The organism is Nitrospirota bacterium (assembly GCA_020846775.1).
Taxonomy (GTDB): Bacteria; Nitrospirota; 9FT-COMBO-42-15; order HDB-SIOI813; family HDB-SIOI813; genus RBG-16-43-11.
This window is the reverse complement of the sequence record JADLDG010000126.1, coordinates 1-16,721: the sequence shown is the minus strand read 5'-3', so window position 1 is coordinate 16,721 and position 16,721 is coordinate 1. Positions and strand designations below refer to the sequence as shown.

23 protein-coding genes and 1 pseudogene are annotated in these 16,721 nt (G+C 37.7%); all 24 read left to right on the top strand.

Annotated elements, in window-relative coordinates:
* A partial coding sequence (locus IT392_13525; GenBank protein ID MCC6545492.1) for a DegT/DnrJ/EryC1/StrS family aminotransferase occupies positions 1-245 on the top strand: 245 nt, incomplete at its 5' end.
* A gap of 74 nt (positions 246-319) precedes the next feature.
* Complete coding sequence (locus IT392_13520) at positions 320-874, top strand: Uma2 family endonuclease (protein ID MCC6545491.1); 555 nt, start codon at positions 320-322, stop codon at positions 872-874.
* Positions 875-925: 51 nt separating this feature from the next.
* Positions 926-1,789: an ABC transporter permease gene (locus IT392_13515; protein MCC6545490.1), complete on the top strand. Its 864-nt coding sequence runs from the start codon at positions 926-928 to the stop codon at positions 1,787-1,789.
* Positions 1,789-2,010 carry a hypothetical protein gene (locus IT392_13510; protein MCC6545489.1) on the top strand — a complete coding sequence of 74 codons (222 nt, stop codon included), beginning with the start codon at positions 1,789-1,791 and terminating at the stop codon, positions 2,008-2,010. The genes IT392_13515 and IT392_13510 overlap by 1 nt, the downstream gene beginning before the upstream one ends.
* 128 nt (positions 2,011-2,138) lie before the next feature.
* Entirely contained in the window at positions 2,139-2,432 is a 294-nt protein-coding gene (locus IT392_13505; GenBank protein ID MCC6545488.1) for a nucleotidyltransferase family protein, read from the top strand.
* Positions 2,425-2,744: pseudogene (locus IT392_13500) on the top strand (DUF86 domain-containing protein). The gene IT392_13505 and the pseudogene IT392_13500 overlap by 8 nt, the downstream one beginning before the upstream one ends.
* Positions 2,745-3,062: 318 nt before the next feature.
* The gene (locus tag IT392_13495; protein MCC6545487.1) at positions 3,063-3,626 is read left to right on the top strand and encodes a hypothetical protein; all 564 of its coding nucleotides are present in this window, start codon (positions 3,063-3,065) and stop codon (positions 3,624-3,626) included.
* A 186-nt stretch (positions 3,627-3,812) separates the two neighbouring features.
* Complete coding sequence (locus tag IT392_13490) at positions 3,813-4,259, top strand: hypothetical protein (GenBank protein MCC6545486.1); 447 nt, start codon at positions 3,813-3,815, stop codon at positions 4,257-4,259.
* The gene (locus IT392_13485; GenBank protein MCC6545485.1) at positions 4,252-5,535 is read left to right on the top strand and encodes an ABC transporter ATP-binding protein; all 1,284 of its coding nucleotides are present in this window, start codon (positions 4,252-4,254) and stop codon (positions 5,533-5,535) included. The genes IT392_13490 and IT392_13485 overlap by 8 nt, the downstream gene beginning before the upstream one ends.
* Positions 5,532-6,854: a class I SAM-dependent methyltransferase gene (locus tag IT392_13480; protein ID MCC6545484.1), complete on the top strand. Its 1,323-nt coding sequence runs from the start codon at positions 5,532-5,534 to the stop codon at positions 6,852-6,854. The genes IT392_13485 and IT392_13480 overlap by 4 nt, the downstream gene beginning before the upstream one ends.
* 166 nt (positions 6,855-7,020) lie before the next feature.
* A complete protein-coding gene (locus IT392_13475) occupies positions 7,021-7,563 on the top strand; it encodes an acyltransferase (protein ID MCC6545483.1) in 543 nt (180 codons plus the stop codon).
* A 98-nt stretch (positions 7,564-7,661) separates the two neighbouring features.
* Positions 7,662-7,850, top strand: coding sequence for a hypothetical protein (locus IT392_13470; GenBank protein ID MCC6545482.1), 189 nt, complete (start codon positions 7,662-7,664; stop codon positions 7,848-7,850).
* A gap of 416 nt (positions 7,851-8,266) precedes the next feature.
* Entirely contained in the window at positions 8,267-9,172 is a 906-nt protein-coding gene (locus IT392_13465) for a hypothetical protein (protein ID MCC6545481.1), read from the top strand.
* 3 nt (positions 9,173-9,175) lie between these two features.
* Positions 9,176-10,105 (top strand): NAD-dependent epimerase/dehydratase family protein, encoded by a 930-nt coding sequence (locus IT392_13460; protein MCC6545480.1) that lies wholly within the window; start codon positions 9,176-9,178, stop codon positions 10,103-10,105.
* On the top strand, positions 10,106-11,263 hold the full coding sequence (locus IT392_13455) for a glycosyltransferase family 4 protein (protein MCC6545479.1): 1,158 nt from the start codon (positions 10,106-10,108) through the stop codon (positions 11,261-11,263).
* Between the two features lie 195 nt (positions 11,264-11,458).
* Complete coding sequence (locus IT392_13450; protein MCC6545478.1) at positions 11,459-11,749, top strand: nucleotidyltransferase family protein; 291 nt, start codon at positions 11,459-11,461, stop codon at positions 11,747-11,749.
* Complete coding sequence (locus IT392_13445; protein MCC6545477.1) at positions 11,742-12,143, top strand: DUF86 domain-containing protein; 402 nt, start codon at positions 11,742-11,744, stop codon at positions 12,141-12,143. The genes IT392_13450 and IT392_13445 overlap by 8 nt, the downstream gene beginning before the upstream one ends.
* A 33-nt stretch (positions 12,144-12,176) precedes the next feature.
* Positions 12,177-12,521 (top strand): DUF4258 domain-containing protein, encoded by a 345-nt coding sequence (locus IT392_13440; GenBank protein ID MCC6545476.1) that lies wholly within the window; start codon positions 12,177-12,179, stop codon positions 12,519-12,521.
* Positions 12,518-12,781, top strand: a complete 264-nt coding sequence (locus IT392_13435; protein ID MCC6545475.1) for a YgiT-type zinc finger protein — start codon at positions 12,518-12,520, stop codon at positions 12,779-12,781. The genes IT392_13440 and IT392_13435 overlap by 4 nt, the downstream gene beginning before the upstream one ends.
* 642 nt (positions 12,782-13,423) lie before the next feature.
* Positions 13,424-13,690, top strand: coding sequence for a type II toxin-antitoxin system MqsA family antitoxin (locus tag IT392_13430; protein ID MCC6545474.1), 267 nt, complete (start codon positions 13,424-13,426; stop codon positions 13,688-13,690).
* Between the two features lie 208 nt (positions 13,691-13,898).
* The gene (locus tag IT392_13425; protein ID MCC6545473.1) at positions 13,899-14,207 is read left to right on the top strand and encodes a nucleotidyltransferase domain-containing protein; all 309 of its coding nucleotides are present in this window, start codon (positions 13,899-13,901) and stop codon (positions 14,205-14,207) included.
* 327 nt (positions 14,208-14,534) lie between these two features.
* Entirely contained in the window at positions 14,535-15,374 is an 840-nt protein-coding gene (locus IT392_13420; GenBank protein MCC6545472.1) for a glycosyltransferase, read from the top strand.
* A gap of 302 nt (positions 15,375-15,676) precedes the next feature.
* Positions 15,677-15,880, top strand: a complete 204-nt coding sequence (locus IT392_13415) for a hypothetical protein (GenBank protein ID MCC6545471.1) — start codon at positions 15,677-15,679, stop codon at positions 15,878-15,880.
* A 211-nt stretch (positions 15,881-16,091) separates the two neighbouring features.
* The coding region (locus tag IT392_13410; protein MCC6545470.1) for a glycosyltransferase family 2 protein at positions 16,092-16,721 on the top strand (630 nt) is incomplete at its 3' end.

Genomic DNA, 16,721 nt, shown 5'->3' with positions numbered 1-16,721 from the left:
CTACCGGTTATGATGCAGAGTCATTCGCAGGGAAATTAAAGGCAGAAGGTGTTGAGACGCGGCCGTTTTTCCTCGGCATGCACGAACAGCCGGTCTTTCATGAAATGGGCCTGTTTAAAGGCGAACACTATCCAGTTTCAGAACGTATTGCAAGGCAGGGGTTGTATCTCCCGTCAGGTATGACACTGACAGAGGAGCAGATAGATGAGGTTGTAAAAGCCGTGAAGAAGGTACTGAGTTCTTAAACTAAAGAAATGTTTGTTTGCGAAAGATATTACTGGCGTGTAGAATATAAGTAAATTCTCAGAGGAGATTTCCAATGGCAACATCAACTATAGAAAAGAAAAAATATACATACGATGATTATCTTAAAACGCCTGATGATGTGAGATATGAGCTTATAGAAGGAGATTTACTTATGACCCCATCACCCATAACAAATCATCAAAGGATATCAAGAAAAATTGAATTTTTACTTGAAAAGTTTGTAACAGAGAATGACCTTGGAGAAATTTTTTATGCCCCGTATGATGTACATTTTGATGATGAAAATGTAGTCCAACCAGATATTCTGTTTGTCTCAAAGGAAAGATCGAATATTATAGGAGATAAGAATTTGCAGGGTGCACCTGATCTTGTAATTGAAATACTTTCAGAAAGCAATGCCTACCGGGACCTTATACAAAAGAAGAAACTATATGCGAGGTTTGGTGTTAAGGAGTACTGGATTGTAGTGCCTGGAGAAAAGACTATAGATATTCACATCCTTAAAGATAAAACCTACCAGCTTCATAAGACCCTTGAAGAGGCAGACACCCTTGAGTCTCAGATTTTGAAGGGATTTAAGATGGAGTTAAAGGCTATATTTAAGTAAATGCATACTTTGAAGCCAGTTTACCAGTTCAGCAATTAAACATAATACCGTATGGGTTTAGTAACCGAACAGGAAAATGAACAATGGACCTCGGTAATCCGCTCCCGCAGGGGCTGGTTTGATATTGACCTGCCCGGATTATGGAATTACCGTGATTTAATCCTCCTATTTGTCAGACGGGATTTTGTCGCCATCTACAAGCAGACCATCCTGGGGCCGTTATGGTTTTTATTGCAGCCGTTATTTTCAACGTTTATCTTTACCATTGTCTTTGGCATGATTGCTAACATACCAACCGATGGCCTGCCTCAGGCCATATTCTACATGGCGGGTATTGTGACATGGAATTACTTTTCCAACTGTTTTATCAGGACCTCGGATACCTTTGTCGCCAACGCAGGGATATTTGGCAAGGTCTATTTTCCGCGGCTTGCAATCCCTGTTTCAATAGTCATCACAAACCTGTTAACATTTGCCATTCAGTTTGGTCTGTTTCTGGTTTTCATGTTCTATTTTTACTACAGAGGGTCTTCCATCAATCCAAATCTTTGGGTCTTGCTCACCCCTGTCTTATTAATCCAGATGGCCGCGCTCGGACTTGGATTTGGGATATTGATTTCATCTATGACTACCAAGTATAAAGACCTTACATTTGTTGTCGGTTTTGGTGTACAGCTCTGGATGTATGCAACCCCTATCGTATATCCTATGTCCCAGATACCGGCAAGATGGCAATCGCTCTATGTGCTCAATCCTATGGCTGCTATTGTTGAGACATTTCGCTATGCCTTTCTGGGCGCAGGTGCAATCCAGCCCTGGCAACTGGGTATGAGCATGGGAATGACCGTTGCAATATTGGCAATCGGGATAATCATGTTCAGCCGGATTGAAAAGACGTTTATGGATACAGTGTAATGCCAGAAACAGTCATAAGAGTAGAAAACCTGACTAAAGAATACCGCCTGGGCATCATCAACCACGGCACTCTAGTTACCGCACCTATGATAAGAGAGTTTGAGGTCATGAGAGGAAATGGGATAAAAAGGCGGGCGGATAGTGAAAAAACAACAAGGATAAATAATAGAAAAAGTATTGTCATAATTAGTGCCGTCAAAAAAGGTGAAGCTATCATTTGAGAGCATATTGATATTAGACGACCTGGCTATGGAATTGCTCCTAAATATTTTCAGCAGGTTATAGGAAGGACAGCAAACAAGGACTTACAGGCTGATGATGTATAAAATGGGAAGATATTTGAGGTAAGATGGAAAAAGCGGAAGTAAAGAAGATATTGATAGAGAATATTACTTACATAAAAGAAACATTTTATGTAAAAGAGATAGGAATATTTGGGTCCTTTGTTAAAGGAACACAAAAATCTAAAAGCGATATAGATATTCTTGTAATCTTTGAGAAAGGACATAAGGACTTTTTTAACTATATAAGGTTGAAATATTATTTGGAAGAGCAATTGGGTCGCAGAGTTGATCTGGTGATTAAAGAAGCGGTGAAACCACGATTGAGACAGACGATTTTCAATGAGGTTGAATATGCCTAAGAAAAATAGAGATTATATTCTTTTCTTAGAAGACATTATGAGTGCCATTGAAAAGATAGAACTGTATACAAAAGAACTCAATTTTGAAAAATTCTGTGAAAACAGCATGGCTGTTGATGCAAATACCCTGATGTTGAATGGAAAGAGGCCATAGGCTTCAGGAATGTTTTAACCCATGATTATTTTGGTATAGATTTAGAGTCTGTGTGGGATACTCTAAAGAACAATATACCTGTTTTAAAAAGACATATTGGAGAAGTATTAAAAACTGAACAAGAAGGGAAACAAGGCAAAGATACAATTACGGGCTGATGGATAGTGGTTACTGATTCAACAAATCAACCTCTGTCCAGTCCAGTTTATTATGAAACCTAATGAAAACGATACCTTATCAACCGTTGCGTCTGGAAGTAATATGCGGAACGCAGCACTGGATGGAGTGCGTGGAATCGCAATTATATTAGTACTTATTGACCATTGGGCGCCAGATGTTATTATTCATAAGTTGGGAGAATGGATTGCTCCTGTTCTTTATTTTAAGCGGACATTTAATCACTACTTAGAGAGGCAATAGCTAATGCTTTATGTCATCGCGATTATACAATCCCAGGTGGAGCAGTAAGCGTAGCGATGTATGACAACCGTCTTGAAGTTACCAATCCAGGAGCCTTACATTTCGGCATCACTCCTGAGAAATTACTTCAACCCCATGAGTCACGTCCGTGGAATCCGATAATAGCAAGCGTATTTTATCGTGCAGGGATTATTGAACAATGGGGTTCAGGGACACTTAAAATCATTGATTTATGTCGTGCGGTGGGTGTTCCTGATCCGGCATGGTCTGAACATAGCGGGTCGGTGATTACAACATTTTCTGCACCGGAATGGTTTGCGGAAAAGTTTCAAGTGCCTACCCCGCAAGTTACCCCGCAAGTTACCCCGCAAGTTACCGGGGAAGTCATGCGGCTTTTGCCGCTGTGTGCTACACCTATAAGCCGCAAAGAGTTGCAGGATGAACTTGGTTTAAAAGACATAGAACATTTCCGCAAGGTTTATCTTTTACCTGCATTGGTAAGCGGATTTATTGAACGCACCATCCCTGACAAACCACAGAGCAGCAAACAGCGATATAGGCTGACTGAAAATGGTAAAAGATTGGTCGTAAGTATGAAAAAAATGGAAGAGCAAGAGTAAATTTAAAAAAATTTAATTGTTTAATCGTGGAGTTATTAAATTGGGCATAACCACTATTAAACAATTCAACATAATAACATGATGACAGGCATTATCCTACAGGCACGGATGGGTTCAAGCAGACTCCCGGGGAAGGTTCTTAATTAAATCGGAGAAAAGAACCTGCTTGAACATATATTCTATAGATTGTCCTTTTTAAAACACGAGATTAAATTGGTTGTTGCAACTACTATCCTTGAAAAAGATGACGTTATCGTGGAATTCTGCTTATCAAAAGGGATAGAATATTTTCGGGGCAGTGAGGATAATGTACTGGAGAGATATTATCTGTGTGCCCAAAAATATAATTTCAACAATATAGTCAGACTGACCGGTGACAACCCTTTTACTGATACTGGGGAACTTGATAACCTGATTACCTTACATCTTAATTCCATGTCGGATTATTCTCACTCCTTAGGCTCCCTGCCAATTGGAGTTGGGGCGGAAATATTTCATTTGATGACCTTGAGAAAAGTTATTATAGCGGGACTAAGGAGAATCAGAAGGAACATGTTAATGAGTATATTCAGAAGCATCCTGAGCCTTTTTACGCTATGCGCTAAGCGCTATGCAGGGTTTATCTATGCCTAACGACATCGTAATCTCCGTAGAAAACCTGACTAAAGAATACCGCCTGGGCATCATCAACCACGGCACTCTGTATCAAGATGTACAGAGCTGGTGGGCCAGGCTGCGCGGCAAGGAAGACCCGAATTCTCTGATTTCTGCACAGCATTCCATCAATAACTCAGATGGGGACGCCCATTTCCTTGCCCTAAAAGATGTCTCTTTTGAAGTGAAACAGGGAGAGGTCTTAGGTATAATAGGCCGTAATGGCGCCGGCAAATCCACACTGCTTAAGATACTTTCCAAAGTTACTGCACCTACAAGCGGGATTATCAGGATCAAAGGTCGTGTTGCCAGCCTGTTGGAAGTGGGAACTGGTTTTCATCCCGAACTGACAGGCAGGGAAAATATCTTCTTAAATGGCGCAATCCTTGGAATGACCAAGACAGAGATTCAGGAAAAGTTTGATGAGATTGTCGCATTTGCAGAGATCGAGAAATTCATTGATACACCTGTTAAGAGATATTCATCAGGCATGTATGTCCGGCTTGCCTTTGCCGTGGCCGCACATCTTGAACCGGAGATTTTGATTGTGGATGAAGTGCTCGCAGTAGGTGATGCACAATTCCAGAAGAAGTGCATAGGGAAGATGGGGGATGTGGCAAAAGGCGGAAGGACGGTGTTGTTTGTGAGCCATAATATGGCAGCGGTTGAAAACTTGTGTAACTATGGCATAGTGTTGGAAAAAGGTGGAATTGTATTCAAAGGAGAAGTTTCAGGGGCAATCAATTCTTATCTTAAGTCTTTTTCAAATGATACTGAGCAAGATCTTTCAAAAAGAAATGACCGAAAGGGAGAAGGTAATATAAAGATCACAAAAATAGAAGTTGTGAATCAGCTTGGTGAAAAAAATATCCCATTCCCAATTGGGTCTAACTTGAGGTTTCTTATTAATTATAAGGCTAAATCAGTTGTGAAAAATCCTCGTGTGATTATTGGAGTTTATGATCTAATGAGTCTAGGTATAGCACGTTTTGACACTGAAATTACGACTGATTTGCCATCGTCTTTACCTGAATCTGGGCAAATTAATTGTTCAACTGAAATGATAAATTTAGTGCCAGGCCGTTATGTAATAAACATTGCTTTTTTTAGTAATGGAACAATGGAAGATTATATTGCCGGTGCAGCTATTCTTGATATCATTGATTCAGACTATTTCGGGACAGGAAAAAGCTTTAATGCCAATGACTCAAGATTAGTAAGAGTTTTATTCAAACATAAATGGGAAGCAGCTTGATAGTACTTGAAGAAAAGAATTTGAATTATTCAAATATTTCCATCGTAGATGAAATTGGCAGGGTATTTTTTTATGATGGTAGAGTTCTAAGAGCAATTTATTCGAACTATGCTGCAGAATGTTGTATCGAAATACTTAACAAGAAATGGATTACTGATATATTTCATTCAGGATTGATTAAGACTTGGATTTGCCAGGACATAAAAATTCCTGGAGTAGCATTGATATTAGAGCATCAAAAAGTGCCATATCAAACGCATCCCAGTGAACATACTTCACAAATGCACTGGCTAGCTGCGAAAACAATGATAAAAGTTAATTTAGAATTGAGTAAATATGGGTATATTCTAAAAGACAGTCATCCTTGGAACATAATGTTTTATAAAGGATATCCTTATTTTATTGATTTTGGTTCTATAATGAAGAGTCAGGAAGTTTTTAGTGATTGGCTTTCAGAATTTAGAAAATATTTCGGGGTTCCGATTTGGCTATCCTCAACAAGGTGGAGAAGGTTTTCATTGGAGTATAGAAGGCAACATTCAGTTGGTTTTGGATTAGAATTATTTGATGTAGATTTGTTAAAAACTCTTCTGCTAAGATCTTTAGGTAGATTACAAAGATATGCTGATAAGCCAACCATATTTTTTAGAAAACTTGATAGATGGCTGGATAATCATAAACCAATAAATAGCAATAGGGAATATTGGGCAGATTATCTGCAGTCACATAACGCACAAGACCCTCTATTGCCGAAGACGACCAAGCAAAAATTTGTTTACGATATCTTAATTCAGGAAAGACCTGAAAAGGTATTAGATTGTGCTGCAAATAAAGGCTACTACTCAGAAATGGCTGCAAGACTTGGTTCTTCTGTTGTGGCTTTTGACTATGAAGAATATTGCGTTGATACAATTATGAATATTGCACAGTTAAAAAAGTTAGATATAACGCCTGTTCATATGAATGTTACTTTGCCAACGCCTAATTATGGCATGGGCCTTATAGGTAGCAGTGCCTTTGAAAGATATCAAGTTGATGTGGTTTTGGCCATTGGAATAGCACATCATCTTTGCATAACGCAATCCATTCCAGTAAAAATCTTCTGTGATATTTGTTTAAAGTATGCAAAAAGAGGGGTTATATTTGAATATGTTGACCCGTCTGATAAACATGTCAGAGAATGGAATGCATCCATACCTATCGAGTATACTTTCGAGAAGTTTATGAAATATTTCTCAAGCAAATTTCCAAAGATAAAACAGAGTGAAAGAATTACGGATGATGGCATCTGCAGGACATTCGTATACTTTCACCTCTAACTTGAAATTGGTAGCATTCCGTTCATGATACAGGAATCTAATGGAATAATATCTGATAAATATACGTTAAATACTGGATATCTATTTCATTATCCAAGGAAAAGTAACTAGTGCTATGCAAAGTATAATCATCAATAATTATTTGGAGCGAATAAGACGTTTATTTATGAAAAAAACACCTTGTTGTGTACTTGATGAAAAGGCTGTTTTACATGCAACAGCTCAGATAATTAATTTATTAGGCGATGCTGGATTTATTAAAATAGGGGCTTACACTCACGTGAGGGGTGAGCTGTTAACTTTTGTGCATGGAGGATGTATAAGCATTGGAACATATTGCTACATTGGTGAATACACTAGAATATGGTCGGCAAAGAGCATAATTATTGAAGACCGAGTTTTGATTGCACACAATGTGAGCATATTTGATAACTTAACGCATCCTATAAGTGCTGAAGCTAGACATTTGCATTATAAAGAAATAATTACGTCAGGCCATCCAAGGAAGATAGATTTATCCGAAAAAAATGTTGTCATTAAGAAAGACGCATGGATAGGATGTATGTCAATTATTCTTTCTGGAGTTACCATTGGAGAAGGTGCCATAGTCGGTGCAGGAAGTGTGGTTACTAAAGATGTTCCTGCGTATACTATAGTAGCCGGTAATCCAGCGACGATGATACGAGAGATTCCAGTTAATGAACGATAGGATCCTTCTACGACAAGATGCCGTCAACTGGATAGATATGCAGTCTGCTGAAAAGGTCAACGTTGTTCTTGATAATAGATTATGAAGGGGCGATTTAAATGTATTTATTAGAACTGCCTGCAGGGGGAAATGAGTTGCTATTTGGGATAGGAAGGGGTATTTCAGTTTATGTGATTACAATAGCAGATTGTTCCGACCAGTTACGGAGCCTCTACAAGCGCAATAGAGAGGGTGCAGGCAACCTAATGATAGGTTATGATTCAGGTGTAAAGTCTAAATTTGTTTAGGAATATGATAATAAATTGGAATATCACAAAAAAGTGAGCCTGCGCATGTAGGTCTTGTGGAATGAAAGTTAAAAAAATACTTGGGTTGGTAGAATATGAGAATGACAGCAGATGAGTTGGTACTTACCGGAATGATAGTTTCCCACGTAAATATTGTTTAAACAGTATAGGCTAGATACCATAAGTGTTGCTGATATCGGGATAGCAGGTTTCGTACTGCAGTGGCGTCCTAAAGTCGGACGAATGAAGATGTCATATAGGGGATACCACCCTACTGTATTTGACAACAGATGTCAGTCACCGTAATCTTTCTATGTCAAATTAGGGGCTGATAGGCAGGGTTGTGTAACCTATGGATATTTAATATTATCCATAACAAAGATAAATTACAAGAAAAGACCTATTATATAAAAATTATGAATCCACTGAATTATTTAAGCAACGTCGCTAGTTTAGTAAGTCGTATTCTAAATGAAATTTATGATATTAAGAATACATTATCAAGGATTCAAGAGGCATTAGGTCGAATAGAAATTAGGCAGCAAAACAATATAGAATCGTACAATATTAATGATAATGAGTTCAAAGTCTTTTCACAGTGGGGAGAAGATGGACTTATCCAGTATTTGATTAAAAAAGTCAATATTAATAATAAAATATTCGTTGAATTTGGTGTTGAAAATTATACAGAATCTAATACCAGGTTTTTGCTTGTAAATAATAATTGGTCTGGTTTAATCATAGATGGAAGTGAGGATAACATAAAATATGTAAAACAAGATCCAATTTACTGGAGATATAATTTGAAGGCTGTTTGTGAGTTTGTTCGAGTCGATAATATTAACAATATTCTGTCAGATAACGGAATAGCTGGCGAAATAGGTATTTTATCTATTGATATTGATGGCAATGATTACTGGATTTGGAAATGTATTAACATTATAAATCCTGCAATAGTTGTAATTGAATATAATCATAGATTCGGTTACAAAAAAGCAGTAACAATTCCCTATGATCCAAGTTTCGTTCGCTCTAAGGCACACTATTCTATGATTTACTATGGTGCGTCTTTAAAAGCAATTTGTATATTGGCTGATAAGAAAGGTTATACCTTTGTAGGTTGTAATACAGCCGGAAACAATGCATTTTTTGTCCGTAAGGATCTCAAACCGGATTGTGTTAAGGAGCTAACTCCTGAAGAAGGTTTTGTCTCAGGTCAGTTTCGTGAATTCCGTGATGAAAATGGGCAGCTACTTTATTTGACGGCAAAAGAAGAACAGAGAATAATTAATTCATTGCCATTAGAGGAGATAAAAGAATAAGGTATGATTAAAATAGTACTTATTACTGGCGTGGCCGGGTTTATCGGACGATACGCGGCAAAGCACTTTTTCGAAAACGGGTGGCAAGTCATCGGAATTGACACTGCTACACCTGAGAATGCCCCCCTTTCTGCTTTATACAAGTATTACTGCTTAAATCTGCCGGATGAATCTTTACATAATATTCTGAAAGAATATCAGCCTACCGCTCTTGTTCATTGTGCAGGTAGAGCGTCTGTTGGTTTTTCTATCAGTGATCCGGCTGCTGATTTTTATTCAAGCACTGTTCTAACTTTTGAATTATTAAATTCATTGAGGCTTTATGCAAGTCAATGTAAATTTATTCTCATTTCCAGTGCGGCTGTCTATGGTAATCCTGTATCACTACCTGTGTCTGAAAAAAGCCAGGCAAATCCTATTTCTCCTTACGGGTTTCACAAACTTCAGTGTGAGCAGATATGTCTGGAGTTTGCAAGGAGCTTTGGAATCTGCACTGCAAGCGTCAGGATATTTTCAGCCTATGGTGCAGGACTTAGAAGACAGGTATTGTGGGATATATGCAGGCAGGCAATAATAAAGGGACAACTCAAATTGCAGGGAACCGGCAAAGAAAGCAGGGATTTTATTCATGCTGTAGATATTGTAAGTGCACTAAGTATAGTATTAGAAAAGGCTCCTATGGAAGGAGAGGCATACAACCTTGCAACAGGAAGAGAGGCGACCATTCAGGAACTTGGGGAACTGATTTTGAAGTCTTTAAACTTAAACATAACGATGGAATTTGATAGCGTAATACCTGCAGGGAATCCATTGAACTGGAGGGCGGATATTTCTAAATTACAATCTCTTGGTTTTTCCCCTGTAGTTACATTAGAAAAAGGAGTAGCAAATTATTCAGAATGGTGCAGGACGGAAATCAATAGCTTCTCATAAATGAAAATCGCAGTTTCAACAGCATATTTTTCTGAATGGATGGGCGGCATTAACTATATAACTAATCTGTATAAGTCTGTAATGACTTATGACCCATCCGTGAAGTTTTATAATTATGGAAAAGTTGATGCTGAATACAAAGACAGGATACAATTTGCAGGGGATTTTGCATCAGACTCTTCATATCTGTTTTCTATTCGTTGGTATACCAACGAAGTGCTTCTTAAAAAAATGCATCTCTCTGTAAGAATCAAACCGGCCTATATTAAGAAGCTTAAAGGGATTGACGTCTGTTATCAGATTGGCGATCCATTGATGGCCCGTTATATTCCTTCAATAGAATGGATACCTGACTTTCAGCATATTCATTATCCTGATTATTTTTCAGCAGAAGAAATTAAAATTAGAGATAATGAATTTCAAAAAATAGCTCAGCATGCGACAATTGTAATTGTAAGCAGTAACAATGCCAGAAAAGACTTTATTTCTCTTTTCCCGGAGCATGAGTCAAAGGTAAGGGTACTTCAGTTTGTGTGTGATATTTCTGCAGAAATGATAGAGAAAAAAGATCTTACAGTATTCAAACGATATGATATTCCTGAAAAGTATTTTTATCTTCCTAATCAGTTCTGGAAGCATAAAAATCATAAGGTTGTATTTGATGCAGTAAAGATATTATTGAATAATAATTTTCGCGTTAATGTTGTAATGACAGGCGATACAAATGACTATAGAAATCCGGGTTATTTCAAGGAATTATTGAAGTATTGTGATGAACTTGATGTAACGCAGGATTTATACTTTCTTGGACAGGTGCCCTTTACTGATGTAATGAATCTGATGAAGTGTTCGCAAGCTGTAATCAATCCGTCCTTATTTGAAGGGTGGTCAACAACTGTTGAAGAAACCAAGTCTATGGGGCATCCGGTAATTTTGTCAGATATTGATGTACACAAAGAACAATCTCCGGGATCAGGGTTTTATTTCAGGAAAAATGACCCTGAACATCTTGCTGAAATAATGAAAGCTATATGGCTTAATCCCGTGACTAAAATAGCTAATCCTGCAGAACTGTTGGCTGATAACAGGAAAAGACAGGAGAAGTTTGGTAAGGAATTTTTGCAGTGTTGTAAGGATGCGATAAAGGTGCATCAATAAGGTGAGTTAATAAGTAGAAAGTGATGTTATGGACTTGGAGTTGTTAGGAATAGAGAAGAAAAGACTTTTATCGGCATTGTCCAGAGTTAAAGGCGATATTCTTGACTACCATAGATTTTCTTAGCACAATCTTCGCAAATTTGATAAGATACTCTAACAAAAATGCCGGGTTCCGGGTTCATAGAGGCGTAGATAATGAATAGAGAAGACATAATAAAGTTTATATCAGCGCATAAGGCAGAATTTGAGAAAAAATACGGTATTAAAAAGATTGGTATATTTGGCAGTTACGCCAGGGGTGAGGTACATGAAGGTAGTGACATTGACATTGTAGTTGAAATGGATAACCCTGACCTCTTTAATCTTATAGGCATCAAACAAACTATTGAAGAAGCCATGGGCAGCAAGGTTGATGTTGTAAGGATCAGAGACAAAATGAACAAGTTCTTGAAACAGAGGATCTTAAAAGACGCAATTTATGTATGACATAGAACTGGTCATTGAGGTTTTTAAAAACTTAGACTGGTCAGTAGATCAGATCACAAAGAGATTTCAGTCTATTGAATGCAGCGACGATTTTTTAAAGGATGACATTGGTCTGGAGAAGCTTGACAGCATTTGTATGCAGCTTATAAACATTGGCGAGGCGTTGAAGCAGGTAGATAAACTGACCGATTCGAAACTCCTTGCAAATTACCTTGAGATAGACTGGAAGAAAGCAAAAGGGATGAGAGACATCATAACACACCATTATTTTGATATTGATGCTGAGACGGTGTTTGCTGTTTGTAAGGAGCATATTCCCGGGATGAAGATAGTGATAAAGAAAATCCATGATGATTTGGTAAATTTAAAAAATACAGAAAATAAATCTCCTTAATTCCTTACCTAATGAAAGAGATGAGTATTTACAATGTTGAAGAGTAACCCTAATAATGCTGTATTGGAAAGTATCACGGAGCGTGTAAAAGCTGGAAAATATAGATTGAGGATTCATGCCGTTCGGCATATGATAGAAGAAGGTTTTAGCGAGGGGAATATTATTCAATCCATTATAGGAGGTGGTGATATTATAGAAAACTACACTGACGACCATCGGTGTCTTATATTTGGAAACTTTCATTTTTCTGAAACCACTATTTCCCCCTTGCACGTTATTTGTGATTATTCAATGTCTGACTTTGTAGACATTGTTACGGCATATATACCCCAAAAACCGTGGTGGATTAGTCCAACAAAAAGAGGAAAAAAAATATGAAAAAGCAAAAGGGTTTATTAATGGATCAGCCTTGCTCGGAGTGTGGCGGCACTTTAGAGAATAAATTAATTACCCAGGAATTTGAAAGAGAAGGAATCAAGGTTAAACTTTCCGGAATAAAGGCATGGGTGTGTCACGGCTGTGGTGAGATATATTTTCAGCCAGGTGGGGCAGATAAGGTTGCCAAAGCTGCTAATTGTCTCTTTGAATTAGCCTTTGCAGAAAAACAGCATAAGGGGACGCTTACTGCACAGATTTAATGGCTTTGTGAAGAAGAAACAAAAAAACCATAGACCCGGGATTGAGAAGGTAAAATCTGTTAGAAAATTATGGAGAGGTAAAAGATGAATATCGCACAAAAGTATTTCAATAAACAGCTTTTTTCTGAAATAATGGTTGGAATGCAACTGATTCTAAAGAAGGAACTAACAGAAAAGTCTTTGTGTTTCCCTATAATGCTTATTGGGAAGGGAGATATTTTGAAGAGAAAGAGATTACCGTGTATTATAAGCAAAAAGACAGTAAGTTAATATTATTAACCGTAGCTTTCTGCTGCGTAAGCCTACCCTGAGCATCTATCTGAAACAATGAATGCTATCTGGCTTAATCCCGTGACTAAAAAAGCTAATCCAGCAGAACTGTTATCTAATAACAGGAAAAGACAGGAGAAGTTTGGTAAGGTTTTTTGCAGTGTTGTAAGGATGCGGTAATGTTGCATCAAGAATAATGTGGGTAATGAAGTAGAAAGTGATTTTATGGCCTGGGAGATGTTTACGTTCTTAGGTTTCTGAAGACGCAAGGGGTAGACAATTATACGGCAATGCCGAACTTTTGAAAATAATAATGGAATTTATAGAAGCTCCTTTAAGTATCTTACGAGAGATAAGGAAGGAGATTGAGGAATGAAAAAAAGAGATATCGGCCATGAGGTCCTCCAGGGCGTAAAGGCAATCAAGGAAGGCAAAGGAAAAAGATTTAAGGTTGAATTACCTTCTGATGTCAAGAAGATCTGGGAAGACTTAAACCTTAGTCAGTCAGCTTTTGCAGCACTTATGGGTGTAAGTATAAAAACTCTTCAGGAGTGGGAACAGGGACGGCGTAAACCTTCAGGACCAGCATCTGCGCTTTTACGTATAGCCAACAAACATCCAGAGGCTTTGTTAAGTTAATAGACTCAGAGGTCATATTCTTGCTCCCCGTTCATAACATTAGTATAATCTTAATAGAACAATCTCCTGAATCAGGGTTTTATTTCAGAGTAAATGATCCTGAACATCTGGATGAAATAATGAAAGATATATGGCTTAATCCCGTGCCTAAAAGAGTTGGTCAAACGGAGATTACTAATCGGGAATATTAAAGGAGAGAGAACACAAAATGGAAGATGATGCGCTTGATTATTTTGTTAGAAGGATAAGAGAACAGTTAGGTATCCGTTTAAAAAGGGTTATACTATTTGGTTCCAGGGCCAGGGGCGATGAGGCATTCGCCTCTGACTACGACTGTTTGGTTGTTGTGGATGAAGCATCTGCAGAGGTTAAGGATATTATTGATGCGGTGGCAGGTGATACCCTTTATGAGTATAATGCCGTTTTTTCAGCATTTCCTGTTTCACAAGAAAAACTGAATCATGAGAAATACAATCCCCTCTTGATAAACATTAGTAAAGAAGGGATTACCTTGTGAGCCAGGACAAAGTCCTTAAGGATCAGTTGCGGACAATGATAAACAAGGCCAGACGTTCTATTGTTGCGGCAAGACGACAAGTTGAGGATGGAGATTACGATTTTGCATCATAACGTGCTTACCATGCTGCTTTTTATGCTATTGCAAACTATTTGATCGAACAGGGATTTATTGAATCATCGGGCGGATTAAAAACCACAATTGAAAAATACGAGAATAATACATAAAATCATAGCATCATGCTCATTGCTATCTTATCGTCATTGCTTTTTATCTTAAAGATCAACTCTGATGAACAAATTTATAAACAGGAAGCCAGCATAACTTATGCTCAGCATAATCACTCCCGTCTTCAACGGCAAACGGTTTATTGAATTCTGCATAAAAAATGTAATTGAACAGAACTGTCCTGATGCGGAGCATATCATTGTGGACGGTGGTTCTACTGACGGGACTGTCGAGATTATAAAAAGATATGCAGAGAAATATCCGCATATTCGCTGGGTATCGGAAAAAGATAGAGGACAGTCCGATGCCATGAATAAAGGTATTGCAATGGCAAGGGGGGAGATACTGGGTTTTCTTAATGCGGATGATTATTATGAACCAAAGGTTTTTGACAGGATAATTGAGATATTTAAAACATTGCCTGAACCAAGCCTGCTGGTGGGAAATTGTAATGTCTGGGGTGATGATGGAACTATAAAGTGGATAAATAAACCTGCTAATCTTAAATTCACGGATTTGTTGATTGGCAATGAGTCTAAGAATCCGTTTCCGGTTAATCCTTCGGCATATTATTATCATAAGTCGCTGCATAATAAGATTGGTTTATATGATATAACTGATCATTTTACCATGGACTTGGATTTCCTCTTAAGGGCCATCCGGGGTGCGGCCTCTGTGCTGTATGTAGACGAAGCCTTTGGGAATTTTCGATACATTGTAGGCACAAAAACCCATAATGATTTTAAAAATGGAGAAAGTTATTTACGTTTTAATGCTCTTTTAAGAAAGTATCGAAAAAAACTGCCGCTATCTCAGAATATAAAGATAGGGTTTTTGCATGCAATATATAAAAGTCAGCTTGCAATAAAAGATAGTTATTATATTGTTGTCTCTGCCATACAAAGAGTTTTTAATCGCAAAGCATATTTAAATCACTAATCTGAATCAATCCCTCTCTTGATCCCTGTATGAGATATTAATTAAAGATAATAATTCCAATGATAATACTAAATAAATAGCCCATTGCAGTATGATATCTACAAAATCTTCATAGTGGTATATTTTTGAACCGAGTCAGGGATTATATATTGCAAGAAACAGAGGAATTCATGATGCTCGTGGGGATACTGGTCATCTATGGAAACTTAGTTATGGGTAGTAATTTCGACATCAAGTGATACTTGAGGAAATCTGAAAAAGGGTATAATGTGTAATAACTTCTAAGAGAAGTGAGGTTTTTAATGTCTGGTGTGAATGTCAAAAAGATAATAAATATCTTTTTAAAAAAATATAGAGAAGGGCTTCTAAAAGCAGGAGAAAGGGAAACTGTACTTTCTAAACTGGAGAAATTAGACCTCCTCTGGAAGAAGTATAAGGTTCGGAAAGTTTATCGCTATGGATCTTTTGCAGACGAATCCTTTCAGAAATATTACACGGAATTTTAATTTATGTAAGAAAAAATAGCCATACTTAAGAGCAGGATAACGAGGGATTTCAATAAAATAAAGATTCTTACTTTATTTAGATGAATTATTAGGCTCTTTAGCTTAAATCCTCAGAAATTATACCCTTGAATGTTTAAAAATTCAAAAGCTTTACACGGGATTGCAACAAGGGTGCTCCAAGTGGAAGATCTTGAGTGGCTTGAAATGTGACATGGTTAGAGTATCCCTTATCGTCCCCACTTACAACAGGGCCAAATATCTGATTAAATCTATCCCTTCTTTTTTGGATCAGACCCTTCCAGTATCCGAGTATGAAATACTGGTTATTGACAACAATTCCAGCGACAACACAAAAGAGGTGACAAATTCTTTACTGGATTTAGCAAAATGTTCATGGCGATATATTTTTGAACAACGACAGGGCTTGCATTATGCGAGGAACAGAGGGATCCTTGAGGCGCTTGGTGATATTGTCGTCTTTGGTGATGACGATATTATTGCGGATAAAGATTGGCTTGAAACCATCTTGCATGAATTTGACAACAATAAACAAGCGGGCATCGTAGGCGGTAAAGTGGTTCCCCTTTGGGATAAGCAGCCACCTGATTGGATCTATGATTACGGCACAGACAAGATACATGGAGTATTTGCCTATTTAGATCATGGCCCTGAGCGTTTAGTTCTCCAGGATGACTATGTAATTGGTTGCAATTTTGCCATAAGGAGGGATCTTGCTATACACATTGGAGGGAGCTATCCTGATACATTTCCAATACACCTTAAACACTTATCTGGCATCGGTGAATACGGAATGATCGCAAATGCAAGAAAACTGAAGCAT